Source organism: Pedobacter sp. GW460-11-11-14-TSB4 (genome assembly GCF_059423705.1).
Genome location: NZ_JBWKYI010000012.1, coordinates 103,916 through 130,270, shown reverse-complemented (window position 1 = coordinate 130,270; position 26,355 = coordinate 103,916). Strand labels below are relative to the sequence as shown.

General features: G+C 42.0%; 25 protein-coding genes. 17 read left to right on the top strand and 8 right to left on the bottom strand.

Annotated elements, in window-relative coordinates; translation table 11 throughout:
- Positions 1-147: 147 nt before the first annotated feature.
- From AC07YT_RS14030 to AC07YT_RS14020, 3 genes are all read right to left on the bottom strand, one after another.
- The gene (locus tag AC07YT_RS14030; RefSeq protein WP_086546955.1) at positions 148-2,940 is read right to left on the bottom strand and encodes a PAS domain S-box protein; all 2,793 of its coding nucleotides are present in this window, start codon (positions 2,938-2,940) and stop codon (positions 148-150) included.
- Between the two features lie 64 nt (positions 2,941-3,004).
- Positions 3,005-3,376, bottom strand: coding sequence for a response regulator (locus AC07YT_RS14025; protein WP_086546954.1), 372 nt, complete (start codon positions 3,374-3,376; stop codon positions 3,005-3,007).
- A gap of 163 nt (positions 3,377-3,539) precedes the next feature.
- Positions 3,540-3,962, bottom strand: a complete 423-nt coding sequence (locus AC07YT_RS14020) for a hypothetical protein (protein WP_086546953.1) — start codon at positions 3,960-3,962, stop codon at positions 3,540-3,542.
- Between the two features lie 456 nt (positions 3,963-4,418).
- Here AC07YT_RS14020 and AC07YT_RS14015 point away from each other — a divergent pair, with 456 nt between their 5' ends.
- The 9 genes from AC07YT_RS14015 (at position 4,419) to AC07YT_RS13975 (ending at position 13,289) form a co-directional block, all read left to right on the top strand.
- Positions 4,419-4,610, top strand: coding sequence for a hypothetical protein (locus AC07YT_RS14015; RefSeq protein ID WP_145954257.1), 192 nt, complete (start codon positions 4,419-4,421; stop codon positions 4,608-4,610).
- Positions 4,611-4,646: 36 nt separating this feature from the next.
- Positions 4,647-4,835, top strand: coding sequence for a hypothetical protein (locus AC07YT_RS14010; RefSeq protein ID WP_145954256.1), 189 nt, complete (start codon positions 4,647-4,649; stop codon positions 4,833-4,835).
- 83 nt (positions 4,836-4,918) lie between these two features.
- Complete coding sequence (gene gwsG, locus AC07YT_RS14005) at positions 4,919-5,851, top strand: grasp-with-spasm system ATP-grasp peptide maturase (protein WP_086546951.1); 933 nt, start codon at positions 4,919-4,921, stop codon at positions 5,849-5,851.
- 1 nt (position 5,852) lies between these two features.
- Positions 5,853-6,014, top strand: a complete 162-nt coding sequence (locus AC07YT_RS14000; RefSeq protein WP_494945371.1) for a hypothetical protein — start codon at positions 5,853-5,855, stop codon at positions 6,012-6,014.
- Positions 6,011-7,096 (top strand): hypothetical protein, encoded by a 1,086-nt coding sequence (locus AC07YT_RS13995; RefSeq protein WP_086546950.1) that lies wholly within the window; start codon positions 6,011-6,013, stop codon positions 7,094-7,096. The genes AC07YT_RS14000 and AC07YT_RS13995 overlap by 4 nt, the downstream gene beginning before the upstream one ends.
- 1 nt (position 7,097) lies before the next feature.
- A complete protein-coding gene (locus AC07YT_RS13990) occupies positions 7,098-9,290 on the top strand; it encodes a peptidase domain-containing ABC transporter (RefSeq protein WP_086546949.1) in 2,193 nt (730 codons plus the stop codon).
- Positions 9,280-10,587 carry an HlyD family secretion protein gene (locus AC07YT_RS13985; RefSeq protein WP_086546948.1) on the top strand — a complete coding sequence of 436 codons (1,308 nt, stop codon included), beginning with the start codon at positions 9,280-9,282 and terminating at the stop codon, positions 10,585-10,587. The genes AC07YT_RS13990 and AC07YT_RS13985 overlap by 11 nt, the downstream gene beginning before the upstream one ends.
- A 33-nt stretch (positions 10,588-10,620) precedes the next feature.
- Complete coding sequence (locus AC07YT_RS13980; protein WP_086546947.1) at positions 10,621-12,531, top strand: tetratricopeptide repeat-containing sensor histidine kinase; 1,911 nt, start codon at positions 10,621-10,623, stop codon at positions 12,529-12,531.
- Between the two features lie 11 nt (positions 12,532-12,542).
- Positions 12,543-13,289: a LytR/AlgR family response regulator transcription factor gene (locus AC07YT_RS13975; protein WP_086546946.1), complete on the top strand. Its 747-nt coding sequence runs from the start codon at positions 12,543-12,545 to the stop codon at positions 13,287-13,289.
- A 49-nt stretch (positions 13,290-13,338) separates the two neighbouring features.
- On the opposite strand, the gene AC07YT_RS13970 is transcribed toward AC07YT_RS13975, so the two are convergent.
- Positions 13,339-13,920 (bottom strand): YciE/YciF ferroxidase family protein, encoded by a 582-nt coding sequence (locus AC07YT_RS13970; protein ID WP_086546945.1) that lies wholly within the window; start codon positions 13,918-13,920, stop codon positions 13,339-13,341.
- Positions 13,921-14,119: 199 nt separating this feature from the next.
- Between AC07YT_RS13970 and AC07YT_RS13965 the strand changes: the two genes are divergently transcribed.
- Positions 14,120-14,725, top strand: a complete 606-nt coding sequence (locus AC07YT_RS13965) for a hypothetical protein (protein WP_086546944.1) — start codon at positions 14,120-14,122, stop codon at positions 14,723-14,725.
- A 175-nt stretch (positions 14,726-14,900) separates the two neighbouring features.
- Complete coding sequence (locus AC07YT_RS13960; RefSeq protein WP_086546943.1) at positions 14,901-15,548, top strand: response regulator transcription factor; 648 nt, start codon at positions 14,901-14,903, stop codon at positions 15,546-15,548.
- A 190-nt stretch (positions 15,549-15,738) separates the two neighbouring features.
- Here the strand turns inward: AC07YT_RS13960 and AC07YT_RS13955 are convergent, their stop codons facing one another.
- From AC07YT_RS13955 to AC07YT_RS13940, 4 genes are all read right to left on the bottom strand, one after another.
- Positions 15,739-16,245 (bottom strand): RNA polymerase sigma factor, encoded by a 507-nt coding sequence (locus AC07YT_RS13955; RefSeq protein ID WP_086546942.1) that lies wholly within the window; start codon positions 16,243-16,245, stop codon positions 15,739-15,741.
- A gap of 384 nt (positions 16,246-16,629) precedes the next feature.
- Positions 16,630-16,848 (bottom strand): GNAT family N-acetyltransferase, encoded by a 219-nt coding sequence (locus AC07YT_RS13950; protein ID WP_494945370.1) that lies wholly within the window; start codon positions 16,846-16,848, stop codon positions 16,630-16,632.
- A gap of 173 nt (positions 16,849-17,021) precedes the next feature.
- A complete protein-coding gene (locus tag AC07YT_RS13945) occupies positions 17,022-17,204 on the bottom strand; it encodes a hypothetical protein (RefSeq protein WP_494945369.1) in 183 nt (60 codons plus the stop codon).
- Between the two features lie 195 nt (positions 17,205-17,399).
- Positions 17,400-18,299 (bottom strand): AraC family transcriptional regulator, encoded by a 900-nt coding sequence (locus AC07YT_RS13940; RefSeq protein WP_086546941.1) that lies wholly within the window; start codon positions 18,297-18,299, stop codon positions 17,400-17,402.
- Positions 18,300-18,480: 181 nt separating this feature from the next.
- On the opposite strand from AC07YT_RS13940, the gene AC07YT_RS13935 reads away from it, so the two are divergent.
- The 6 genes from AC07YT_RS13935 (at position 18,481) to AC07YT_RS13910 (ending at position 26,147) form a co-directional block, all read left to right on the top strand.
- Complete coding sequence (locus AC07YT_RS13935) at positions 18,481-19,365, top strand: sugar phosphate isomerase/epimerase family protein (RefSeq protein ID WP_086546940.1); 885 nt, start codon at positions 18,481-18,483, stop codon at positions 19,363-19,365.
- 71 nt (positions 19,366-19,436) lie between these two features.
- Positions 19,437-20,603 carry a mandelate racemase/muconate lactonizing enzyme family protein gene (locus AC07YT_RS13930; RefSeq protein ID WP_086546939.1) on the top strand — a complete coding sequence of 389 codons (1,167 nt, stop codon included), beginning with the start codon at positions 19,437-19,439 and terminating at the stop codon, positions 20,601-20,603.
- 10 nt (positions 20,604-20,613) lie between these two features.
- A complete protein-coding gene (locus AC07YT_RS13925) occupies positions 20,614-21,105 on the top strand; it encodes a VOC family protein (RefSeq protein WP_086546938.1) in 492 nt (163 codons plus the stop codon).
- The gene (locus AC07YT_RS13920) at positions 21,102-22,037 is read left to right on the top strand and encodes a 2-hydroxyacid dehydrogenase (protein WP_086546937.1); all 936 of its coding nucleotides are present in this window, start codon (positions 21,102-21,104) and stop codon (positions 22,035-22,037) included. The genes AC07YT_RS13925 and AC07YT_RS13920 overlap by 4 nt, the downstream gene beginning before the upstream one ends.
- 22 nt (positions 22,038-22,059) lie before the next feature.
- The gene (locus AC07YT_RS13915; protein ID WP_086546936.1) at positions 22,060-22,917 is read left to right on the top strand and encodes a ThuA domain-containing protein; all 858 of its coding nucleotides are present in this window, start codon (positions 22,060-22,062) and stop codon (positions 22,915-22,917) included.
- 14 nt (positions 22,918-22,931) lie between these two features.
- On the top strand, positions 22,932-26,147 hold the full coding sequence (locus tag AC07YT_RS13910; RefSeq protein ID WP_086546935.1) for a PVC-type heme-binding CxxCH protein: 3,216 nt from the start codon (positions 22,932-22,934) through the stop codon (positions 26,145-26,147).
- The last annotated feature ends 208 nt before the right edge of the window (positions 26,148-26,355 follow it).

Below are 26,355 nucleotides of genomic sequence, written 5' to 3'. Positions count from 1 at the left end.
ATGCTTGTAATCATGAATTTAATAGCTGAGTAGAGCCGATAGATTTAATTATCTTTTTTTTGTGATGAATTAATTTTAGCATTGAGAACCAAAAATTCACCTTTATGGTATTTAAATGTAAAGCTGCAATCTTTAGAAATTTTTCTTTTATCTATCACCAACCGGAAGCGTGAAAAGAAAAGTACTACCCAAGCCGGGTTCGCTTTCTGCCCAGATGTCTCCCTTGTGACGCGTGATGATCTCATGGGATAGGTACAGCCCGATACCAAGTCCTGAAATATTAGGCGAGGATTCATCAATGCGGTAGAACCTTGTAAATATGTTTTTTAGTTTGTCATGTGGGATACCAGGTCCGAAATCCCTTACGCTTACGGTAATCCGCTCAGGAGAGCAGTCAAGGTTAACTTTAACCTGGTCGGCTAACGGGGCATACTTTACGGCATTAGTAAGCAGATTGATGATGACCTGTTCGATACGCTGGGCATCGCCGCTGGCCATGCAGGGCTTGGTATTGCTATGAAAACTAATGCTATGTTTAGGAGCTGAGTGTTGAATAAGTTCAATCGATTCCCTGATCACGGCCTCCAGGTCAAATGATTTAATGGAAAGCTGTAGCTTTCCGGCTTCAATCTTGGATATGTCCAGCAGGTCGTTAACAAGAGCGGTAAGCCTTTGCACCTGGTTGGATGCTTTTGCCAGGAATGTTTGCTGTTTGGCATCGAATGTCAACCGGTTCAGGATCTGAAGATAACCGCTGATGCTGGCCAATGGTGTTTTGAGTTCATGGCTGGCCAGTCCGATGAATTCATCCTTTTTGTCATTAAGTGCCTTTACTTCTTCAAAGAGTTTTGCGTTGTCGAGGCTAATGGCTGCCTGGGCGGAGATGGAACTAACGACTGTCTCATGCTCCTGGGTGAACTTTGCTGGTTCAGGATGCCCAAAGAACAGTCCGCCAATCACGTTCCCGTTTCTTGATACTACCGGCACAGCCAGGTAGCTAACCACAGGCAGATGCCCCTTTGGCATGCCATGGTGGGGAGCATTTTTTCCATATCTTTCATCCTTTGTGATGTCATCGACCCTAACTACGCCTTCTCCTGAAAAGGTAGGATGGAATACCGCCGTATTTCGGGGCATGCCGAACTTTTCGAAAGCTGCTCTGGGTGCACCGGAAAGGGTAAAGAGCATGTAGGATTCTCCCTGTTCATCGGTCTTGTTGTAAAAAAAGGCGCCGAACGCTGCGCCGGTGAGTTCAGTGGTGGCATCAGTCACCTTTTGCAGTATTTTGTTCAGCTCCAGCTCTTCGGATATAGAGCCCATCAACATATTCATGATTTCCAGGCGCTCCGTATATTTCCTGGCCGTGTCCTGGACCTGCAGCTGCTCAGAAATGTCGCGTGCGATCTTTGAGGCGCCGGTAACATTTCCTTTAGGGCCAATAATAGGGGAGACTGTGATCGACAAGTGCAACTGCTTGCCATTTTTATCCTGTCTTATTGTTTCAAAGTGATCTACGTTGTTTCCACTGCGTATCTGCGAGATAATGTAGTCCTCTTCCTGTATACGTTCGGGTGGAATAATAATGGAAATGTGGCAACCGATAGCCTCGGCATCAGTATAACCGAAGGCCCGCTCTGCTGCCGGGTTCCAGCTGGTAATTATTCCCTCCAGGGTTTTTGATATAATAATGTCGTCGCTTGAATTCACCACTGCCGCAAGGCGTGCCTGTTTTTCAGCCAGGTCGGCCAGGCGCAATTCGTTCTGCTTTTCCGAAGTCACATCCAGTACAGAGCCGATGAACCTTTTTGCTTTTTTGTTTTCGTAGTAGACTTTTCCCTTGGCCCGTACCCAGCGCAAGCGGTGATCAGCCTGGCCGATTGTCCGATACTCCACGTCATATTCGCCGTTAGGGCTACTTCCCGAGAGCAGCGCTTCGATGATGCTGGTGATTCTTTCCCTGTCGTCCGGATGAAGCCCCTTTACAAAGTCATTCTCATAGGTTACTGCATTTTGATGGGGCACACCAAAAAGCTCACGGCAGCGCCAGTCCCATTCCATGATTCCCTTTTCCAGGTCCATGTCAAAGGTGCCAAGTTGTGCTGCGGTTTTTGAAAGTTGGATCTGTTCGTATGCTTTTTGCAACTCCAGCCGAGATTTTACCTGTTCGGTTACATTAACAGAAATGGCGAGTACACCAAGAATTGCGCCGAAAGGATCGCGATAGGCCTGGTATACAAAGTTCTGATAAACGGTGTCCTGTTTTCCATGTCTCAAGAGTTGCACGGGTGTTTCATTAGCAGAAAAGGGTTCTCCGCTGCGGTAAACTTCTTCCATTACCTGCTCCAGACCTTGTTCCTTTGCATCGGGAAGCGCCTCGAAGACTGGTCTGTTCATTACCGTGGCCCTCGGTTTCCCCCAGATATCGAGCATTGCTTCATTCGCGATCTCAATAATAAACGCTGGTCCACGCAGCAGGCACATCGCTACGGGTGCCTGAAGGATCATGTTGCGGAAGTTCTGCTCGCCGAATTCTGCGTGTTGTTTGGCAAGGTTAAGATCGGTCACGTCGGCAGCGGTGTTCATTACCCCGTATACTTTCCCGCTCTGGTCATACAATGGGGTGAAGGAATAATTGAAATAAAATTCCTTCAATTCTCCTTTGATGAGCAGATTGACCCGGCTGTTACGGGTGTGATAGGGAACACCTGTTGAGTAAACCTCCTCAAGTTTTTGGTAGATGCCAGAGTCTTTGAGCTCTGGAAGCAGCTCTGCATAGATTTTCCCAATAACATCATTTCCCTTACCCCATACATCAATTACGGCCTGGTTGGCTCGTGTGATGCGCATTTCATGCCCCTCGTATACCGCAATCGGGAATGGTGCGCTTTCAATGAGCGCTATGATCTGTTGTTCGTTTCTGGTCTGGTTTTCATGTTCCATAAGCTGGGGAAGTGGTGGTCTGCTGGGTAAATCCTGGTTGGTCTGACTGATAAAACAAGGACTTTTAACTTTTGTTTACCAGCGCGCTGGCAAGTTTCAAAAGCTCGTCAAGATCAAAGGGCTTTGCAATAAATCCATCTGCTCCAGCTTTTTCCGAAAGCGCCTTCACATCGTTGTTGGCCGAGACGTAGATCACAGGGATGTTTTTCAATTCTTCGTTAGACTTTAAGAGCTGAGTGGCCTTAATCCCGCCAATAGATGGGATCCAATTGTCCATCAGGATCAGCAGCGGCCGATGCTTTACTGCCATCTCAACTACATGGTCGCAGTTCTGGAAACTGTGTACCTGCCAGCCGTCTTCCTCAAAAAGGAAGTTGAAAATATTCAAAAGGTCGGGGTCATCATCGAAGATAAGCACGGTTTTAGCATGATCCATGTACGAATATACATTGATTTTAATAAATTTTAAAAGGGAGTGACCGTGATAAATGTTGACAGCTTACAGGAGGCTATCAATCAGTAGAATAGGTTTCTAATGTGCTATTCGATGCTTATTCCGGAGATACACCAACACCAATCCATTGATGCGGTTTAAATAGCTACTGCGTCGCATAAACCTGCTTTCTCAAAACACTTACTGCCACTACAGCTAATGCCAGTGTAAGATATAGGGTGTAATCGTCTATCGGGCAGTTGACTATTGTAATTGTTTTGATAATTCCGCATCTGCCCGCGGTTACACAATTTCTGAAGAGTGCAGGAGTAGCATTATCTAAACTTGGGGTATAACAATAGCCGGATAGTGCTGATGTTGTTGGTGTTGAAGAATAATCTTGAACAGTATAACCATTGCAACTGGAAGTGGTTCCTAACGACGCTGTATAAATGCCATCACTAACACGTGGATCTCCTGAAGCTTCATATATTACACAGCCTGTATAGGTTTGAGCCTGGGCTGTTAATGACAACAAAGTCATTATAGTTAAAAATAACAGGCTTATTTTGAACTTTAAACTGTTCATGATTTCTTTTTAATGCTTTTAGTTAAATTTTATATAACAGTTGAAAGCATTAATAAGAATAACGACGAGCGCAATTTACTGCATTTTTGCAGTTTCTAATAAAGATAGTCGTAAAAGTTGTAAGGTGGTTCATCTGACCATTTTGCTCTTGGTTCATCATTTTTTTACCAGCTCTTCTATTTATTTCAGCAATTTTTGAAGCTACCAATCAGCTGAGACAATCCACTTATTCACCTGTTACGCTGAAAGATCCTTTCAAATAACCATTGGCTGTAGATTGTAAATGGTCAGTTTTAATAAAACGAATATTTATCAATTGCCTGCGGATATCGCTTTAAAGTGCTCGGATATAAATTGTTCCTTGCGCTAGTCACGATGTATCCCGAATTTGCTGTCAACAACCCATACGCCAGGGTAAGTTGGCGGATTATCTATCAATATTTATTTAAAACAATTATGAAAAGTAACCGATTATTCGAAAAACGGATTGAGCTAAAAAATTGCCAGATTAATGGAGGAAGACTTGCTGAATCCAGCACAGTAACCTCGACAGCGACTAGCGGTGGTGGCTGTACCGACACCCAGTATGTGACTAAAAACGACTGTGGAGAACCAATCAGCGCCTGCACAGATTACGTTTGTAAATAAACCGTATAAACTTAGCTATAAATTAAGAAAAGACTTATGAAAAACAACAAAGCACTATTCGCAAAAAGAATTGATTTAAAAGACGCTCAAATCAATGGTGGCAAACTGGCCAGAACTTTTAGCTCATGTTCTACTTACACTTCAAGCAATTGTTGTAGTGACAGTGTCACCACGATGACCAACGATGAAGGTAAAGTATTGAGCCAAACCACAAGTACCTGGTAAATCTCACTCAACCAGAATGGGGGACTTCTGTCCTCCATTTGGTATCGTCAATTGCAAACAGCCGCTAATAATCTACCTCAATTATGATATTAATTTTCTCGGTCAACGATGATTATTCAACCAGTAGGGTAATCAACTGGTTAATACACATGAAAAAGGCATTCATCCGGCTGAATGAAAATTCTGATGTAGAAATTATTTCGCTTACCACAGATGATTTTACCCTTAAAATTGACGGTAAAAGGGTGCATAGTGCGCAAATAACAAAAATATGGTACCGTAGGGGTGGGCTTTACCTGAGCAAAGACTTCAGCAGTGCACTGATCAAAGAATATCTGTCAAGTGAAATTGCCAGCCTGGTGCAGTACTTTTATTATGTGCTGGATAAAAAACCGGCTATAAACAATTTCAGGACCCGGGACATCAACAAACTTCATTTGATGGATCTATGCAAAAAATATGCTATTGCAGCACCAGCTTTTCTGGTTACCAGTTGTAAAAATACGTTATTAAATTTCTATCATCAGGAAAAACAACTGATCTCTAAACCCTTAACTGCGCCATTCAGCATGGTTGATTCGGATGATTTTGCTCATTTATCCTATACCGCAGAAATCACTTTAGCAGACATCAACGATCTGCCTGAGCAATTTGTCCCTACATTTTTCCAGAAAAATATTATTAAAACTTACGAGATCAGGGCTTTCTATCTAAATGGTGATTTTTACGCGATGGCTATTTTTTCCCAGAACAATAAAAATACCAATGTAGATTTTAGAAACTATGATTACGGGAAACCGAACCGGTTGACTCCCTATCAGTTTCCCCGATCTTATGAGCGTAAAATACAAAAATTATTGGACGCGATCGGACTCAACTGTGCTTCCTTTGATGTGGTTTATGCCATGGAAGATCAGCAATACTATTTTTTAGATCTCAACCCTATAGGTCAGTTTGGAATGGTTTCTAATCCCTGCAATTATCATCTGGAAAAGGAGATTGCCTCAACGCTATAACATGGAAAAGATAAAATTTGAAATTCAGAACGGTAATGCACCTGTACACCTGAAATCTCTACTGAAAAAGGAGAAACCTAAATACCTGATTAAAACCAGGTGCTCAAAATTATTCAATACCACCAACTTACAATTGGATCTTTTCTACAAATCGCCGCTATGAACAAATTATTTTTAAGAAACCAATTGTGTATTCCTGTTAGTGGTTACAATAGGGCGATAATTTACGATCTGCTCAGAAAAGATTATTTTTTTATCCCAAACGAGTATCATGCCATTTTGGATACCAACAACTTTATTCAGTTTTCTAAAATTAAGGATGCCGGAGAAAGACAGGAGCTGATCAGTTTTTTAATGCAGGAGGAAATTATATTTGAACTTTCTGACCCTCATCAGCGGAAAAGGTTTATTCCCCTCGACAGGAATCTATATACACCCAATCAGTTCAGCAACCTGATTATTCATGCCAATATCGATGAAAGTTTCCTGGATTTTTTGGGCGGAGAATATTTAATGAATATTTCCATCATCGCAACTGAATTAAGCGCAGATCTGTTCAGGCTGTTTAAAAAAATTGCCACACTCGAAATTGACGGCATTTACCTTTACATCGAAAATTTTAACGCTGAGGTTTTCGAGGAATATTGCGAAGCTTTCAGGTTTTATCCGCTGATTTTTTCAGTCAACTTTTTCAACACAGAGCTAGGGGAGAAAACCAAGTTGATCGACAATATATATTACAATTTTTTTGAGGAAAGCTTTGCTGATTATAGCAGCAGGCTAACCTTTGATAAACTCGATATAAATAGTGAGCATTTTTTTGAGGCTTACAATTACCATTCTTATTATTTTGGAAAGATCTACATCGATGCTGCTGGCCATATTAAAAATGGTTTAAACAATACAATAAGTTACGGACATATAGCCTCCCTTAGCAAAGCACAATTTTTAGCAATCATATCCTCGCCCGAATTTCGGGAACTGGGGCATATCAATAAAAATGATATGCTGGTGTGCAAAGACTGTGAGTTTAGATACATGTGCGTGGATAGTCGGGTTCCGCTTAAGGGCGATGAAAAATGGTACCATGCCACCGAATGCAGGTATAATCCATATTTATCCAGGTGGGATGATGAAACAGGCTACCGAACTTTAAGCGATGCCGGAGTGGCCGTTTCTGCCGCCGGAATGGCCATTGATCAAGAGAAATTAACTCAGGAATTTGAAAATGCCTGGTCTATTTAATATGAAGTCGTTCCCATTTTATAAACAACCCGACAGTAAAGATTGCGGTCCTACTTGCCTGCGGATTATTGCTAAATTCTATAAGAAAAGCATCCCTTTACAGCAGATTAGAACGCTTTCGGAGACAACCAGAGAAGGAAGTGGTTTGTTTGGTCTCAGTAATGCTGCCGAAAATTTGGGCTTTAGGACCCTGGGTGTTAAAATAGATTTTAATACGCTGCTTGCAGAAGCGCCTTTGCCCTGCATGGTGCACTGGAATAAAAACCACTATGTAGTGGTTTACAAAATCGACAGCGCACAAAACGTTTATGTATCAGATCCCAGTTACGGCTTAATTAAATATAGCAGGGCCGAATTTATAAAAAGCTGGATCGGTGAAAATGCGGATGAACGTACCGAGGAAGGCATTGCGCTTATTTTGGAGACTACCCCAGCATTTTATAAAAGTGAATTTGATGCCGAAGAAAAGAAAGCAAGTTTTTCTTTTTTATCCAAATATCTGCTCAAGTATAAGTCACTGATTCTCCAGCTCATTATTGGTTTATTGGCAGGAAGTATATTGTCGCTGATTTTTCCTTTTTTAACCCAAAGTATTGTTGATGTAGGCATCCAGAATCAGGATATTAATTTTATATACCTGGTCTTACTTGCCCAGCTTATGCTTTTTCTGGGTAAAATGGGTATAGAAATTATCAGGAGCTGGATCATGTTACATCTCTCTGCACGCATCAATATCTCCATCATCTCAGATTTTTTCATTAAGCTCATGAAGTTACCCATCAGCTTTTTCGATACCCGGATGACAGGTGATATTATGCAAAGAATTAACGATCACCACAGGATAGAGCAATTGCTAACCAATTCATCGCTCAACACCCTGTTCTCGATGGTCAACCTTGTCATTTTCAGTGTTGTTCTGTTGATTTACGATTACCGCTTGTTTATCGTGTACTTAATTGGTGCAATTTTATATGTCGGCTGGATCAGCTTTTTCCTTAAAAAGAGAAAGGAATTAGACTATAAAAAGTTCTCTCAAACTGCACGCGAACAAAGTAAGGTCATCGAACTCATCAATGGTATGCAGGAAATAAAACTGCACAATGCAGAGAAGCAAAAAAGATGGGATTGGGAATTTCTACAGGTCAAATTATTCAAAGTGCAGATAAAATCGCTTTCTTTAGAACAATGGCAATCTGTTGGCGGTGGTTTTATCAACCAGATCAAAGATATTTTGGTCAGCTTTCTGGCTGCAAAACTGGTATTAAGTGGAAACCTGACCCTGGGGATGATGCTTTCTGTACAATATATTATTGGTCAGCTCAATGCGCCATTGCTGCAATTGATTGATTTCATCAGGCAGGCCCAGGATGCCAGAATATCGTTGGAACGCTTGGGAGAGATTCATGACAAGGAAGATGAGGAGCATACCACTGAGCAATATGCTACAGAAATACCCGAACAAAATATTGAGTTAAGTAACCTCTCTTTCAGGTATACCGGTTCAGAATCCTTTGTATTCCAAAATCTAAACCTCACTATTCCATTCCAAAAAACAACCGCAATTGTTGGTGCTAGTGGGAGTGGAAAAACGACGCTGCTAAAATTATTGACCAAGTTTTATGAACCAAGTTCAGGTGAGATTAAAATAGGAAATACCAGCATGAAAAACATTTCGCCCAGGTTTTGGCGTCACCATTGTGGTGTTGTGATGCAGGAAAGTTATGTGTTTGATGATACCATTGCCAATAACATTGGTATTGGTGAGGATGTTATCGATAAAGAAAAACTACGCAGGGCCATTAATATTGCGAATATTAAGGAGTTTATAGAAAGTTTACCCTTGAGCTACAATACCAAAATTGGTAATGAAGGTTTAGGTGTAAGCGGAGGTCAAAAACAACGGCTTTTTATTGCAAGGGCAGTTTATAAATCACCAGACTACATCTTTTTTGATGAGGCTACAAGTGCATTAGATGCCAATAACGAGAAAATCATCATCGAAAACCTGGAGCAGTTTTTCAAAGGAAAGACCGCAATTGTTATTGCGCACAGATTATCTACCGTAAAACATGCCGATAAAATTATCGTATTGGATAAAGGAATGGTCGTGGAAGAAGGCAATCATAACGAACTGGTCTCTAAAAGGGGGGAGTATTACCGATTAATCAAAAATCAACTGGAACTTGGAAACTAAAAAAGACCTGCTAGACGATATAGAACTGCGCTCAGAAAGTGTTCAGGACGTATTGGCTGAACCTCCTCACTGGATGGTCCGTTGGGGAAATGTGATCGTATTTTGCGCAATTTTGATGATCTTGATGATGAGTTATGTGATCAGATATCCTGAATTTGTACCCGCTACCATTATTGTAACCTCACACCATCCACCAGAGCGGCTTCAGGCAAGAACGGATTCTAAAGTTGAAAAAATATTCATCAAAGATCACCAGAAGGTGCGCAAAAATGAGGTATTAATGGTTTTACAATCTACAGCCGATTATAAAAACATGCTTGAATTAAAGAAAATTGTGGATGCTACATCATCAGCCCGACTATTTTCATTTCCGCTTCAAAAAACCTCAGGTTTTAATTTAGGAGAATTACAAGGCGACTACAATGCTTTTGCAAAAGCATTTCAGGATGAAAAATTGTTTACAAAACTCCGCCCGTACACGCCCGAGCATATCGCTGCTGACCAAAATATAGTCGAATACAGAGGAAGAATTATATCGTTAAAGCAACAAAAAGATTTGGAACGGGCAAGGCTCGAGCTCACGACAAAAAATTATCAGCGCGCACAAAAACTCTTCGGTCTGAAGGTTATTTCGGCCATAGAATTCGAGAACGAAAGAATTAAATTTTTACAGGCGCAACAAGGTTTGGAAAATATCAATATTTCCATATCTCAGGCAGAAGAAGGTATCTCAAATTTTAATAAAACAAAGAGTAGTGCTATCATAAACACCGAAAAAGACAAAATCGGTTTTGCTTCTCAAACGCTGCAACTGTTTGAACAATTAAGAAAGTCATTAAAACAATGGGAACAGGATTATCTCCTTGTTTCTTCAACAGACGGCATGGCCAGTTTTCAGCAGTTTTGGGGAGAAAATCAGTTTGTGAAAAAGGGGGATGCGATTTTATCTATTTTGCCCGACAATAACAAAAAGCTGATCGGGAAGATGTTGGTTTCAGCCACTAATTCAGGGAAGATCCATCCAGGAGCCAAAGTGCTGATCAAATTAGAAAATTATCCTTTTCAGGAATATGGTATTGTAGAAGGAAGGGTGCAAAACATATCTTTGACCCCTGATGCCGAAGGAAATTATTATGTAGATGTTATGCTCCCTAAAGGATTGAAAACTTCCCATCATGAAAGTTTGATTTTTGACAAGGAGCTAAAAGGTAAAGCAGAAATCGTAACACATGATTTAAGGTTGATTGAAAGGGTGTTTTATCAGTTCAGAAAACTTTTAAGGTATCAGATCGATTAGAATTAGCGGATAGTAAATAAAATAATTTGATTAATGAGGAGTAGATTAACCATATATGTTCATCTTCTGTTTTGTGGGATCCTGGTATGCAGTGCGTGCAAAAATAAAGAGGGAAGGGCTAAATTACAGCATCAGAGCAGCCAGGGGGCAAGTGTAGCGAAGGATTCTTTGGCTGCGATCTTGGCCTTGGATACCTTATCTAACGAGGCCTTCAAAAGCGCAGTTTATCAGGAGAACAATCTCATTAAAGCTAAACACGATCCTGTTAGTTCCTATCTTCACTATTTTAAAGCAAGAAAATATCTGCTGGAAAGGAGACCAGACAGTGCCCTGCTTGAATTTAAGCAGATGAAAGGCAAAACGCCTGATGATGCGGTAGAACTTTTGAAAACTTATAGCATCCTAAGTCTGAGTTTCGGAGATGGATTACTCGTCGAATCAAGCGTAATGGAGAAAATAATTTCTGCCATGAAGATTGCGGAACGGGTTCACAGCCCTGTCACTTACCGTTTTTACGATTTGCTGGCCAAGGCATATTTTCAAAATAACAATGAGAAAGAATCGCTCAAATACTCGGTGCTCTATTATGAAAATCATCCATACAAAACGCATGCGGTTGTTCAACAACGGTATTATGATATTTGTTTTCTGCTGGCAGCCAGACTAAATGACGATCAAAAGATGAAATTTTATAATGGTAAGGCTCACGAACTGGCTGTTAAAGTTGGCGACAGTCTTGCTATAGCCCGTTCTTACAATAACGAATCTCAGATTTATGCCAGACAGCATCAGAATGAAAAAGCGGTGGAATTTAGTAGGTTATATTTCAATTACCTCAAAAAACACAACAACCTGAACGACATCGCTTACAACAATTTGGCGACGGCTTTTATCCGGAATAAGCAGGCCGATTCGGCTATCAAATATTATCTGGAAGGTATTGAACGCGAAAAGAAGAATCAGTTTAAGAAACAAAACGGACGATATTACCAGGGGCTTAAAGAGGCTTATCAACACAAGGGAGATTTTGTACGTGCTATGGAGGCCGCAGATTCTGCTTATACTATAGAACTCAGGAATTATCAGGCGATTGAAGCAGTTAAAATTGCTGATCTGCAGGAGAAATACGAAACAGAGAAAAAGGATCAAAGCATTCAGAAACTGAATGAGCTTAACAAGTCAAATGAGGCCGCTATAAAGCAGCAGCGTTGGACACTTGTTTTACTTACCTTGGTTTTTCTGGCTATTTTTCTATTCTTTTATTTTATTTACCGTCAACAACGTTTAAAAGAGAAAAACAGATTGCTGCAATCTGAGAACCAAAGGTTAAACATCGAACAAAAGTTATTGCAAACCCAGTTAAATCCACATTTTATATTCAATGCAATTGCCAACCTGCAGAGTTTAATCACCTCAGGTCATGTGGATGAACCGGTTTGTTATCTCAATTCATTTTCGAGTTTACTGCGTGGCGTTTTAGAACAAAACCGAAAGGATTTTATTGAGCTTGGTGAAGAATTAAATACCTTGACCAACTATATCCGGCTTCAGCAAATGCGGTATGAAGGTGAATTTGATTACCAGATAATTGTAGATGAAGATTTAAACCCTCAACGGGTACTTATCCCGCCAATGCTGATACAACCTTTTGTCGAAAACGCCATAGAACACGGTTTAAGACTGATCAGCCATAAAGGCATGTTAAAGATCTCATTTAGTAAGGTTAACAGGATGTTATTGATTAAGGTAGATGACAACGGCAGCGGAATTGTGAATCATCATACAGAAAAACAAAATAAGCAATCCCTGGCCCAGATTATCCTGAGAGAGCGTTTGGCATTGCTTTTTTCATCACGTGGTGAACGTGCTGAATTTACGGTTAATGATAAAATAGAAGGGCAGGGCGTAATTGCCGAAATCACGATACCTTTAATTGAAGAATAGAACACGATAAGATGAAGTTATATATCCTTGAAGATGAAGTGCGAATTATGCAGCATATTTTGCAGATTGTAAAGAAAATCAGTTATCTTGAAATTGTAGGTTTCACCGATAGGGTATCGACGGCTTTGGTGGAAATCCCCAGCCTGGTACCCGATATTATTCTTGCAGATATCCGGCTGAAAGATGGCGACAGCTTTCAGCTTTTCGATGAAATTGGAATGAAGGACTTTCAGGTTGTTTTTCTAACGGCTTATGATCAGTATGCCATTCAGGCCTTGAATTTAGGTGCTTTTGGTTACCTGTTGAAACCAATAGATGAAATTTCTTTAAGCGCAGTTATTAATAAATGTTATCATCATCAGGAACAGGAACGGTTTAGTCAACAGCAATTGGCCATCGCTAAAGCCCATTACCTTGCGCAAGGATTAGGTGCAACCAGACGCATTGCGCTAAAAACTTTTGAATACATCGAAATTATTGCGATAGACGATATAGTGGTTTGTAAGAGTGATAAAGGATATACCACTTTCCATTTAATTGATGGGAAAGAGATTCTTGTTTCTAAAGGCTTAAAGGAATACGAAAATTTACTTACGCCATTCGGGTTTTTAAGATGTCATCAATCTTATATGGTAAATTTCAAATACGTTAAAAAGTTTTACCGGGAGGGTTACCTGCTGATGCAAAATAATGAGCAGGTATTGGTTTCGAGTAGGAAAAAGGAAGAAGTTGTGAAATATTTGGAGAATATTGCCTAGTTAAAATACAGATATGATCAAGGCTCCTTTGAGCCTTGATCTTAAATTTTTACTCAGCCGCTGCCTCAGCGTTTACTGCACTTACCGCAATTTCGGTGAGCGCTACGTCTGTTGCTTTCTCATTCTCTAAGGTTTGTCCTAAAAGTTCAGCTACATCTGAACGATCCATGTTTTCAGCGAATACTTTTAAGGTTCCGTAGGTAGCAATTTCATAGTGTTCTACTTTCTGTGCGGCAAGGATCAGGCCTGCGTCACGGATCATTGTGCCCGCATCAGTATCCTCGATGATGCCGTTTGCTTCTTCAAGTAAGCCTGCCATGGCATCACATTTTTTTGCTGCCGGTTTCTCATCCAGTAATCCGAATACCTGTTCCAATGTGTCAATGTGGGTTTGGGTTTCCTGGGTATGTTTTTCAAAGGCTGCAGCCAATTCTGGGCTGGTGGCAGCCTTTTTCATTTTAGGTAACGCTTTTACCAGGTGTTTTTCAGCCCAATAAATATCCTTTAACTCGTCAATAAAGAATTCGTGGAATTCACCAGGTTCAATTTTACCTGTGGTATTGCCAGTGGTTTTTTTTGTTGCAGTTTTGCCGCCAGTTTGAGGGCTTGCTGCTTTTGTTGAAGTTGCCATATTTGCTAATGTTAAGTTATCTTTTATATAGGTATCAACCTGAGGGACAATAGAATAGTTTGAAGAATCGCGTAAACAGGTAGTTGGCCTTTTGTTAACAGGTATTTATTACATAAGATGTTAGTTACCTGTTTTTACCTTATTCATCAAAACGGAAAACAATTGTGCTGTTAATGGTATTTTTACTAAAACAGTACCCATGAAGAAGGATGACCTTATACCCACCCAGCAGATTGGTCAGCAGAGTGACGCTGAAGAAGAAAAGATATTTCCTTCTCCAATGGAGGCTATTGCGGCCTACCAGAAAGCTGTTGACCGCCTCCTTGATATCAACGAATGGCACCATATCTCCACTATTGAAGCGAGCCGTTTTAAACTGATCGACAGTTTCGGAAATGAACTCGATAGAGCGGCCCGGGAAAAAGATTACATCCGTATCGATATCCCCGGTTTGGGAACATCGGTAGGCATTGGTTATGACTGGGTTTGTATCGAACACATGGAACAGTATACCGATGCCAATCTGGATATTGATTTTACGCTTTTCGTGGCAAGGCCCAGCAGGGTTCCTGGTCTTGAAGAAAATAAAACTGCCCACTTTTTTTCTGACCGGGCAACTTCTACCTTTATTGTTTTCCGCAGTGGCAATGTGCTGAGCGCCGAGGTACATGGGCGTAATGAGGTACCCAACACGGAAGGTTTGGGACTGCTCGATCAGGCCAGGAATCTGGTGGTAAATGGTGGAAGCGCCATTGGCCTGTCCTTTACCCAATGGCATCTCCTGGTTTCAGGAATATTGTCTTAAGTTATCCACTGCTTAACTATTTTATTCGCTTAATGGGGAGCTCAAATCGTAAAGACTTATAAATTTCTGGAAATTGAATGGCGCGATCTAAAACTTTATGGAATGTAGCGTGTTGTTTAGCATATGACTATTCCGACAATCCAGCGCAGCTTTGTCCCGATTGCGTCAATTCATAATGAAAAAAATAATTTTAGCCGAAGATCACAAAGTCATCAGGGACGGACTTAAAATGCTTCTGGAATCAACCAACGAATACCAGATTGTTTTTACCGCAGGAAATGGTCAGGAGGTAATTGATGCCCTTGATCAGGGCTGCCAGGCAGATGTGATTGTCTCCGACATCGGAATGCCTGTAATGGATGGTATAACCATGGTTAAGGTTCTTAAGGATAAGGGTTTGAACATTCCTGTTTTAATTATTTCCATGCTTGATGATGAATCACATCTTTACCAGGCAATGGGTGCAGGTGCAATGGGCTTCCTTACAAAATCCGTCACTTCAAAAGAACTGTTTTTTGCAATCTGGAAGATTTTTACAGGTGAGCGCTATATCTGCTCATGCCTTTCGATTAATTTGCTCGATAAGATGATCGAAAAATCACTTCCGGCATCTCTTGACATACAAGGATCAGAATTTTCTTCAAGGGAAATTGAAATTCTTCAACTGATCGGGCAGGGGCTGACCAATTCGGAAATGGCAGATAAACTTTTTATTTCCCGAAGGACTGTGGAGGGGCACCGTCAGAGTCTGATCGATAAAACTGGTGCTAAAAATACAGCTGTACTCATGCGGTTTGCCTATAGCAAGGGTATCCTTAACTGATGTATTGCTGTTCACCAGGCCGAAGAGATTAGATATTTTATTGAAAAGATCTAATGGATTATATTTAGGTATTATTATTTATAAAACGCGTATTTTCCGCACTGGCTCAAGGTAATTGGAACTTGTTATTTTGACCAGGTGTATAAAAAACTGGAAAGAAGTTGTATCGGCTACTTTCCAGTTTTTTGGTTTATGACTGGTATTGTTTGAGGTATTTTTTAAGCAGTATCCGGGCCTCATGGATATAGGTTTTAACAGTTCCCAATGGCAGTTGCATCTCATCTGCAATTTCATGGTACTTGTAACCTTCAAAGTAGCGGATAAATGGCGCAGCATATTTTTCGGGCAGCATGGATAAGGCCAGATTGATATCCTGCATGGCAAAACTGCCAACCGAACCATTTGTGGTCGCGCTATAATAAAGATTGGCCGAAGTAATCTCTTCTTCCTGAACGGTGCGGTCGCGGTTTTTTAGGCTTTTTTTGTAATTGTTGATGAAGGTGTTCTTCATAATCACGAAAAGCCATCCTTTGATGTTCGTACCGTCTTCAAACTTAGAGACAAAACGTGTCGCCTTGAGCAGGGTTTCCTGTAGCAGGTCGTTCGCATCTTCGGGATCCCTGGTGAAATTAAGCGCATGCGATCTGAGGGAAGATGCATGAAAGCTGATGGTCTCGCTGAATTCTTTCTGTGTCATAAGTCTTTGTTTTAGCGTGTAACTATAAATTACAAAAGCTATACCACATGAATTCTGCCTTTGCATCGGATTATGGTGTAGTAAGTACATTTCGCAAACGCCGTATTTTTACCTGTTGCTACCTGTAATTGATGGTGACTTATCGGATATATGCTTTATGACTGATAGAAAATAACCCACTGAAAAGTATTTTATGTAACAACTGCAGCGCTTACAAAGAAATATATCATGGGATGCATGATCAGGGGTGAGGCAAATAGACCTGGTGATCAGCATCAAAATGACGGAAAAAGTACAGGTAACTATCCAGCGTTGATAATAAGAATAAATAACTATTCACCGACCCTTTTCACTGGCCGTATGAGACAAATTACTGGCATTGACTCATCTCGCTTTTCTCAACATGGGCCGTAAAACAGGGGAACTGCCAGATTGAATTTCTCCGATAACTTCGAAACCATGACGCTGGTATAGTGGAATATTTCTGGGATTGGAAGATTCAAGATAGGCAATTAATCCACTACTGTCGACATTCCTGAGTGCTTCAGTCATCAATGCAGCGCCTGTACCTGCACCCTGATGTGCGGGATCGACACCTATCATTGGTAAGTACCAGTGCGGTTCAGTCGGGTGAAATTTTTCCATTTGTTCAATAATGCTGGACATATCTTCTTTTATCCTGTCGTCAGTGTGCTCATCGAACAACCTGGATAAGGTTTCTTGATCGGATTCAACACCCGGTGGCAACCATAGCGCGGCGCCTGTGAAACCATCGGCTACATAAGCCGTTCCCTGCTCAATGCCTTTCCTCCGAAAGCCATCGTGATTGAAGCGAAAACTTCCAAATATTTTGCAGAATCAGGGAGCGACCACCTGGCCATCGGGTCGGTGCTGAATGCCAGCGTCAATACTCCTGAAACATGGACCTGATCTTTTACCGAAGCCTTTCTTATGACCATATCACCATCATTTTTAACCTTCCGTTGGCAAATTGGTTATTTTTAATATTAACCAATCGCTTATCCTTCAGTCTTTTATGAAATCAACAAATAACATTATCGGTTTGTTTTAATTGCAAATGCGGGGAATGTAATAAGCAAGATGTTCCCTCATATTATAATAAACATCTGGTTCAAGTAAATAGTAATCGCAATTCAATGGGTAAGTCGTAAAAAAGGATTGTTGGCGTTTCTTTCCATAAATACTTTCCGGTATGCGCTGGGCGATATACCCTGATGAATTTTAAATTGCCTGTTAAAATAAGAAACATTATCAAAGCCACAGGCGTAACATATATCTGTTATGTTATATTCTTTCCCCATCAATAACTTGGCGGCATGGCTGATTCTGATCTCATTTACAAACTGCGAGAAGGTTTTGTGGGTGCTTCTTTTAAAGTAACGGCAAAAAGCTGCTTTGCTCATACAGGCCATGGAAGCCGCCGAACTGATATCAATATGATGGTGATGGTGCTCAAATACATAGTTGAAAATGGAAGCGAGTTTGTTCGAATCACTTTCCTTGTACCTTATTTTTCTGACATCGTCAGTGAGCAATAAAGCTTCTTCGCTACTGCGCAGACATAATTCTTCCAGTACCTGAAGCAACAGAATCAGGTTCCGCATTTGCTGGTCGGGTTGGAATTGGAAGAACAGTGCGTTAAGAGAAGGTGCCCCGTTACTGAATTTGATACCATAAGCCGATTGTTCTAACAACTCTTTTATCTTTCTTAGCTCCAGTCGTTCAAAGAAATCCTTTCCCATAAAATCTGCAGTAAATTGCACGATTATGGCATGCACTTCTTCAGGTGTATCCTTAGGTAATTTATCATTGGAAAAACAATGCACCAGTCCCTGTCCGAACATAAAAATCTCTCCTTCGTTATAGTTCATCACTTTGTTACCCACATACACATGCCCTGAACTTTTCACAATCAGAATAATTTCATATCCGTGATGAAAATGAAAAGTATTGGTGAAGCGTGGCTGACGGTATTCCTTAATGGCAAAACTGGCATCCTCAGGTGTAGATATGTGTCGGTAAGAAGCTTTCATATGCTGTATTTTAGTACCATTAATTAGTTTTGAGAGCGGAAATTTTGAATTAAGGTAAATATAGTATCACAAATTAGCAAATGAAGTATTTTTATTTCAACCCAAATCTGGATATGTTTGTTATGTAGGCTTTACTAAGCATGGCCTGTAATAAACCTGACCAAATTTTATATCACTCGTTATGGAACTCGCGATACACAATTGGATGCGTGCTGAAACTATAGAAACAACAGTAAGAAGAGTTTCTGCTATCGGATATACCCGACTTGAAATCGCGGGGACCCCGGATCAGTACAACACCAAAGACCTGCAAAAATTAATGAAAGAACATGGGCTATCCTGTTGGGGTTCAGTAACGTTGATGTTAGGGGAGCGTAACCTGCTGGCACGTAATGAGGCGCAACGTGCAGCTTCTGTGCAGTATGTAAAAGATGTAGTGAATATGGTGAAAGAGCTTGACGGCTATATGGTTTCAGTGGTTCCGGGTACAGTAGGAAAGATTGTGCCAGATGGACGGCCTGAAGAAGAATGGGCCTGGGCAGTGAATTCGATGAAGGAAATATATGAGTACAGCGAATCTGCTGGCATCTCCTTGGGCATAGAGCCTATTAACAGATTTGAAACCTATTTCATTAACCGTGCAGAGCAGGCACTGGCCCTGGCGGCAGAAGTTGGCCCAAATTGTGGCGTTTGCCTTGATACCTTTCATATGAATATCGAAGAAAGGGATATGTTTGAAGCGATTAAAATGGCAAAAGATAGATTGGTAGGTTTTCATGTAGCCGATAATAACAGAATGGCCCCCGGCATGGGAAATCTCGACTGGCAAAAGATTGTTGACACCTTGCATGAAGTAAATTATAAGGGTGCACTTTCTGTAGAGTTCTGTTCGCCGTTAGATCGTACACCCGCAAATCCTTACCCTGGCTCAATTGATGAAAAACCTGAAAATCTTAGCCCTGAACAGGAAAAGTTCCTGATAGATCATGGCAGTTCTTCTGTTACAGATGCATTTTATACCATGCTTACCAAAGCATCCTATCATACTTTATCAAAGCTTATCTAAACACAAGGATCAAATAAATACGAGTGAAAAATAGGCCTACGAGAGATTAATAACCGATAAAAGATATCCTAATGAAAATAACGAATGTAGAAGCATTTTGGTTGCGTTGTCCAATTCCTGAAGCAAAACAACATGTTTCAGACTATGGATTGCTCACCAGCTTTGACATGACCCTTGTAGTCATCACCACAGATTCAGGATTACAGGGATTTGGTGAAGCTAAAGCCGCAGTAGGCTCATGCGGAATATGCGCTTCCATTGTAAATTGTATTGAAAATGAGCTGAAGCCCATGTTGCTTGGCAAATCTGTGAAAAATATCACCCGCCTTTGGGAAGAAATGTACAACGGGACAAGAGACCATTACGCCTTATCAAGGGGAAGAAAATTTCCAATCCTTGGCAGGAGGGGACTTACCATATCCGCAATGAGCGGCATTGATACCGCATTATGGGACCTGAAGGGGAAAATGCTGAATGTCCCTGTAGCCGATCTCCTGGGTGGCGCCTGCAGAACGAAAATGCCCGCTTATGCGAGTGGAGGCTGGGCGGATGAGCAAAATATAGGCGAACAGCTGATGGGCTACGTGAATAAGGGATTTAAAGGGGTGAAGATGCGTGTTGGGGTGATGGATGATACCGTGCAGAAAAGTATAAACAGGGTAAAGGCTGCAAGGGCTGCACTAGGGCCGGATATCAAATTGATGGTAGATGCACATGGAACCTTCAGTGTGCCTGAAGCAAAGCAATTTTGCAGAGGTGTGGAAGACTGTAATGTGTATTGGTTTGAAGAGCCCATCAGTCCTGATAACCGGAAAGGGACAGCAGAGGTAAGAGCTGCTACCGATATACCCATCGCTGCAGGTGAAAGTGAGTTTACCAGTTTTGATATCCATGATCTCTTACAGATAAGGGCGATAGATGTGGTACAACCAGATGCAGCCATTATTGGGGGCATTTCGGAGGCCATGCGCGTAAGCCATCTGGCCAGCGTGCATCAGGTGGAGCTGGCGCCCCATTGCTGGGGTTCTGCCTTTTCTTTTATGGCAGGGCTAACCGTTGCATTTGCTTCGGCTTCCGCAACCATTATTGAGTTCTCCCTGGGTGGAAACCCTATGATGTACGATCTGGTGAACGAACAGATCGCTGTTGTAAATGGTGAGATCAGCGCACCCACCGCCCCTGGATTAGGCCTGACCCCTAATTGGGATTTTGTGAAACAGTTTAAGCAATCGGTTTAGATCATTACGTATGGCAAAAGCATTAAAAATTAACCATGTTACACTCATAGTAGATAACCTGGAAAAAGCAGGCGAATTTTACACAAAGGAACTCGGTCTTGAACCACTCGCCGCTTTTCGGTTCGATTATCCGGTGATGTTTTTCAAATTTAACGATGAACAGCAGTTGCATATTTCGGAATGGGAAGACCGAACTTCATTTCGCGGGCATATCTGTGTACAGGTAGACGATTTCAGCAGCATCTTTTTTCGCATGAAAGAACTGAACGCTATTGATATAAATCCCTGGGGAAAAGTAAGAAAGTTACCCGATGGTGCCATGCAGATGTTTGTGCGTGATCCTGCTGGTAACCTGGTAGAAATTTCTTCTATACCAGGAGCCGATGTGGATGACCGTATCTTTAAAGATGAACTGTATGAAGAAGGCTTGTATATTTCAAAAAGGAATGATTTCAGAGGATTCAAATCTGACGACGCGACCTTATACCATAACAAGCCATGAGGAAAAACGTATTGCTATTGGAAACTATCGCAGAAGAAGCATTAGCCCTCTTGCAGGAAAATGTGAATGTATTCACAGGATATGATGAAGCCGGATTAAAAGATACGCTGAACAATGTGGAAGTACATGCGATTATTACGAGGGGAAAAAAACACATAGATAAGACCTTGATGGACGCCTGTCCGCATTTAGAAGTAGCAGCCAGATGTGGTGTTGGCCTGGACAATGTGGATGTGGACGAAGCAAGCGCCAGAAAGATCAGGGTGATCAATGCCCCGGGTAGTAATGCGGCCACCATTGCAGAGCATACGCTCGCTTTAATGTTGATGTTAATGCGCGATATGCACAGGTCAGTAAATCATGTTAAACAGAATAACTGGAACTGGCGCAATCAATATGCTGGTGATGAGCTGAATGGCAAAACCCTTGGCATACTGGGATTGGGGAATATCGGAAAACGGGTAGCCAAACTGGGAGATGCCTTTGGCATGAAAGTGTTGTGCTGGAGTAGGTCGGTACAGGACCTGCCTTTGGACGAAGTATTACAGCAATCGGATGTAGTAAGCCTTCACCTGCCTTTAAGCAATGAAACCAATGAGATCATCGGCGCATCCCAACTGGCATTAATGAAACCAAAGGCATTTCTGATCAATACGGCAAGGGGGGCACTGATAGATCATGCAGCACTTCTTGACGCTTTGAACGCCGGGACTATTGCTGGTTTTGCTGCAGATGTATTGCCAGATGAACCACCCTTGCAGAGCCTGGCCGTTGTACAACACCCAAATGCACTTGTTACGCCACACGCTGCCAGTCTTACTGCATCTACATACAAGCAGATGTGCCTGCTTACCGTAAGGAATGTATTGTCAGTACTTGCAGGTCAGCAACCAGAATTAAATAGTATATATAATCGAAACGCATTTATATGATAATCACTAAATTCTTATAAAGATGAATACTTTTTGTGTGGGTTTATTGTTAACCCTGAGTACCATATTATTCTCTACACCATCTTCTCAAAAGACTAAAAAGCCGCTTGTTGTTTTTGTGTGTGGAGACCATGAATATAGCGGTGAAGAAACCCTTCCCATTATTGCAGCAGAACTGGAAAAAAACTATGGCATGAGGACTATTGTACTCAAATCATCTCCAGACCACAACAGTGAAGAAAATATTCCAGGGCTGGAAGTATTAAAAGATGCAGACCTGGTTGTGTTCTATTTGCGTTGGCGAAGACTCCCTGCTGAACAGCTTGCCCATATTGAATCCTATCTGAAGTCAGGAAAACCAGTGATGGGCTTCCGCACGACTACACATGCGTTCAATTTTCCCAAAGGGCATGTTAGCGAAAAATGGAATGCCTTCGGAGAATTTGCATTGAACGCTCCTCCGGGTTGGGGCGGAAAAGCCAAACATACCCACTATGGGCACAATAGCAGCACCGATGTGAGCATCATTCCTACAGCGTCTGGTAATCCTATACTCACTGGCGTTGCAAAAGATTTTCATGTTCGTTCCTGGTTGTACCATGTTGTGCCAGACTATCCGCTAAAAGGCTCTACTTCATTGCTAATGGGCAAAGCCGTAAATCCGCAGGGAACAGCGGTTGACAATCCTGTTGCCTGGACGGGTACCAATTCTTTCGGTGGAAAGATTTTTATGACCACACTTGGCCATCCTGAGGATTTCAGGATAGAATCTTTTCAGCGGCTTGTGATCAATGCCATTCACGACGAACTGGGCCTGAAAGTACCAAAGAAATGGAAGGGTAAGATGGATATCCAGGTACCTTACCGTGTAGCTAAATAAACCTGTCAGCGATCATGAGACTAATAAAGATTAGCATATTATGCCTGTTCGTAATTGTACCTGCAGCGGTAATTATGAATGCCTTTAAATATAAAGATACGCCACTGTCCATTGCTAAGGGCACACGTATTGCAATCATCGGCAACAATTTGGGGGCGAGGATGATCAATTATGATAATTTTGAAACAGAACTGCAGCTTCGTTTTCCAGCGCATGAATTATTCATCCGCAACATGTGCGACGAAGGTGAAACGCCTGGTTTCCGGCCGCATGCCGGCAGGAATTCTCCATGGGCTTTCCCGGGTGCAGAAAAGTTTCAGATCGAAAGGGCAAACCTGGTAAAAAGCAAAGATGCCGGAGGAACATTAGAGATGGAGGACCCGGGTGAAGGTTTTTTTGAGACACCCGATCAATGGCTCAGCAGGCTCAAAACAGATGTGATTATTTCCTTTTTTGGCTTTAATGAATCTTTCGCTGGAAAAGCCGGACTTGATAACTATAAAGCAGAACTTGATGCTTTTATTAAATGGACCCTGAAGCAAAAATACAATGGTACTTCAGCGCCACAGCTTGTGATTGTTTCGCCTATCGCTTTTGAAGACCTTAGCCGCAAAAGCAGCTACGATCTGCCGGATGGTCGAAAGGAAAATGAAAATATCCAGCTGTATGCGATTGCAATGAAAGAGATTGCTTCGCAAAATCAGGTACGCTTTGTAGATGTATTCAACCCTTCATTAAAATGGTATCAGGATACTGCGGCGCCTTTAACCATCGATGGTTCCCAGCTTAATGAAGAAGGTTATAAAAAACTTGGGAAATTGTTGGCCGACCAGATTTTTGGAGAAAGTTCTTCCTCTGCAGAAAACAACAGAAAGCTGGTGCACGATGCCGTGATGGAAAAGAACTGGATGTGGCTGAACGATTTCAAAATTCCAAATGGAGTACACGTTTATGGCCGCAGGTATAAACCCTATGGACCAGACAATTTTCCTGCTGAAATAAAGAAAATCCGGGAGATGACAGCAGTTAGGGACACGGCGATCTGGCTGGCGGCTAAAGGGGAGAAAATGGACCTGGAAGCGGCTGATAAACACACCAGCATTTTGCCTGAGGTTAAAACCAACTATACACCCAGCAAAAAAAACGGTAACCTTAAATATCTCATCGGGCAAGAGGCTGTTAACAGCCTGAAGGTACCACCGGGATACAAGGTGGAATTATTTGCTTCAGAAACGGAGTTTAATTTCCTGGCCAAACCTGTACAGTTATCCTTCGATAATAAAGGACGGCTGTGGGTTGCGGTTATGCCCAGCTATCCGCAATATAAAGTAGGAGATGCTAAGCCCAACGACAAGATCATTATTCTTGAAGATACCAACCAGGATGGAAAGGCAGATAAACAAATTGTTTTCGCAGACGGGCTCCATTTACCGCTCGGTTTTGAGATTGCCGCAGAAGGCGTATATGTAGCACAGGGGCCTAATCTAATCTTATTGACCGATACCGATGGCGATGATAAAGCCGATAAGAAAGAAATTTTGTTAAGCGGTTTTGATGACCACGACTCGCACCACAGCAGTCATGCCTTCACAACAGATCCTTCAGGGGCCATTTATTCGGGCGAAGGTGTGTTCCTCCGTACCAATGTAGAAACTTCTTATGGACCTGTTTATGCAACCAACGGCGGCTTTTACAGATACGATCCTATACGCCGGAAACTCGAGCGCACGGCGCAAATGGCCATTCCAAATCCATGGGGTATTACATTCGATGATTGGGGACAGCCTTTTTTTGCAGAAACATCCAGCCCTGATTTTCGCTGGATGCTCCCCGGAACAATATTACCAAGATATGGGCAGGCCACACACAAATCAAAACAACTGATCGAACAGGCGCATCTGGTACGGCCAACATCAGGTATTGAAATTGTATCCAGCCGCCATTTTCCTGATCAAATCCAGGGAGACTTCCTGATCAACAATACCATTGGTTTCCTGGGGACGAAAGAACACACCCTGGAAGATGACGGCACAGGTTATAAAAGCCGTTTCCGTCAGGATTTGCTGGTGAGCAATGATCCTAATTTCCGTCCTGTAGATTTGGAGTTTGCACCTGATGGTTCATTATTCGTGATCGATTGGCATAATATTCTTATTGGGCATATGCAGCACAATGCTAGGGATCCCCTGCGCGATCATTCGCATGGAAGAATTTACCGGATTACTTATCCTTCAAGGCCTTTAGTAAAACCGGCTAAAATAGCTGGTGCCAGTATAGAACAACTCCTGGATAACCTCAAACTGCCCGAGTACCGAACCCGTTACCGTACCCGCCGAGAACTGAGGGGACGTAATGCTGCTCAGGTACTGGCTAAACTCACCACCTGGATAGCGAAACTGGATACCAGCGACATCCGTTATGAACATCATTTACTTGAAGGCCTTTGGGTGAGCTGGGGAATGAACAAAGTAGATCAGCGACTTTTAAAACAGCTATTAAAAGCGAAAGATTATCGTGCAAGAGCTGCCGCAGTGCAGGTAGTACGGTATACCGGACACCAGCTGCCAGACCAGGCCAACTTATTGATGGAAGCCTCCAGGGATAAAAATAGCCGGGTAAGATTGATGGCTATCGTAGCGGCTTCATGGATCGGTAAGGAAAAGGGTCTTCCTGTTTTAGCAGAGGCCAATAAACTGCCTATGGATAGTTGGATGGTACCTGCCTATAAAACTGCTGTGGCACATTTAAATGGAAAAAATCTGGCAGAAGAAAATGAGAAAAAGGAAAAAACAGAACTTAAAGGCCCTACACTGGCCTTGTTTAACCAGGGGAGGATTATTTACAATAAAGAAGGATATTGTAAAACCTGCCATCAGGCTGACGGTAAAGGGCTCACAGCTTCCGGTTTTCCACCGCTTGCAGCCAGTAAATGGGTAAACGGGAGTGACGAAAGGCTAATCAAACTGGTGCTGAAAGGCCTTATGGGACCGATAGAAGTAAATGGCAAAAAATACACCGGCCAGGTTCCTATGACGCCGTTTGGCGAGTTATTGAAAGACCAAGAAGTAGCGGCGGTACTAACCTATCTTCGAAACTCATTCGGAAATAACGGGGCAGCTATTTCTCCGGAAAAAGTTAAAGCCGTGAGGAAAGCCACCCAGGGGAAAAAAGATTTCTATACAACAGAACAATTATTGAAAGAACATCCGATGGAAGGAGGAAAGAGATAAGGGTCAAAAACGGATAAATTCCCTTGTTTTGCAGTCGTAGTGCAGACAGCGATTACCATGTAAATTGATGAGCTGCCTTACATGCGTTATTTGGTCTTAAAAGCCACTATTGCCTAAAAAACAAAAGCCTGCAAATGGTCGATTTGCAGGCTTTTAATGTTTTTCAGTGATTTTTGATACTGATTTCAGTGGAGCCGAAGGGAGTCGA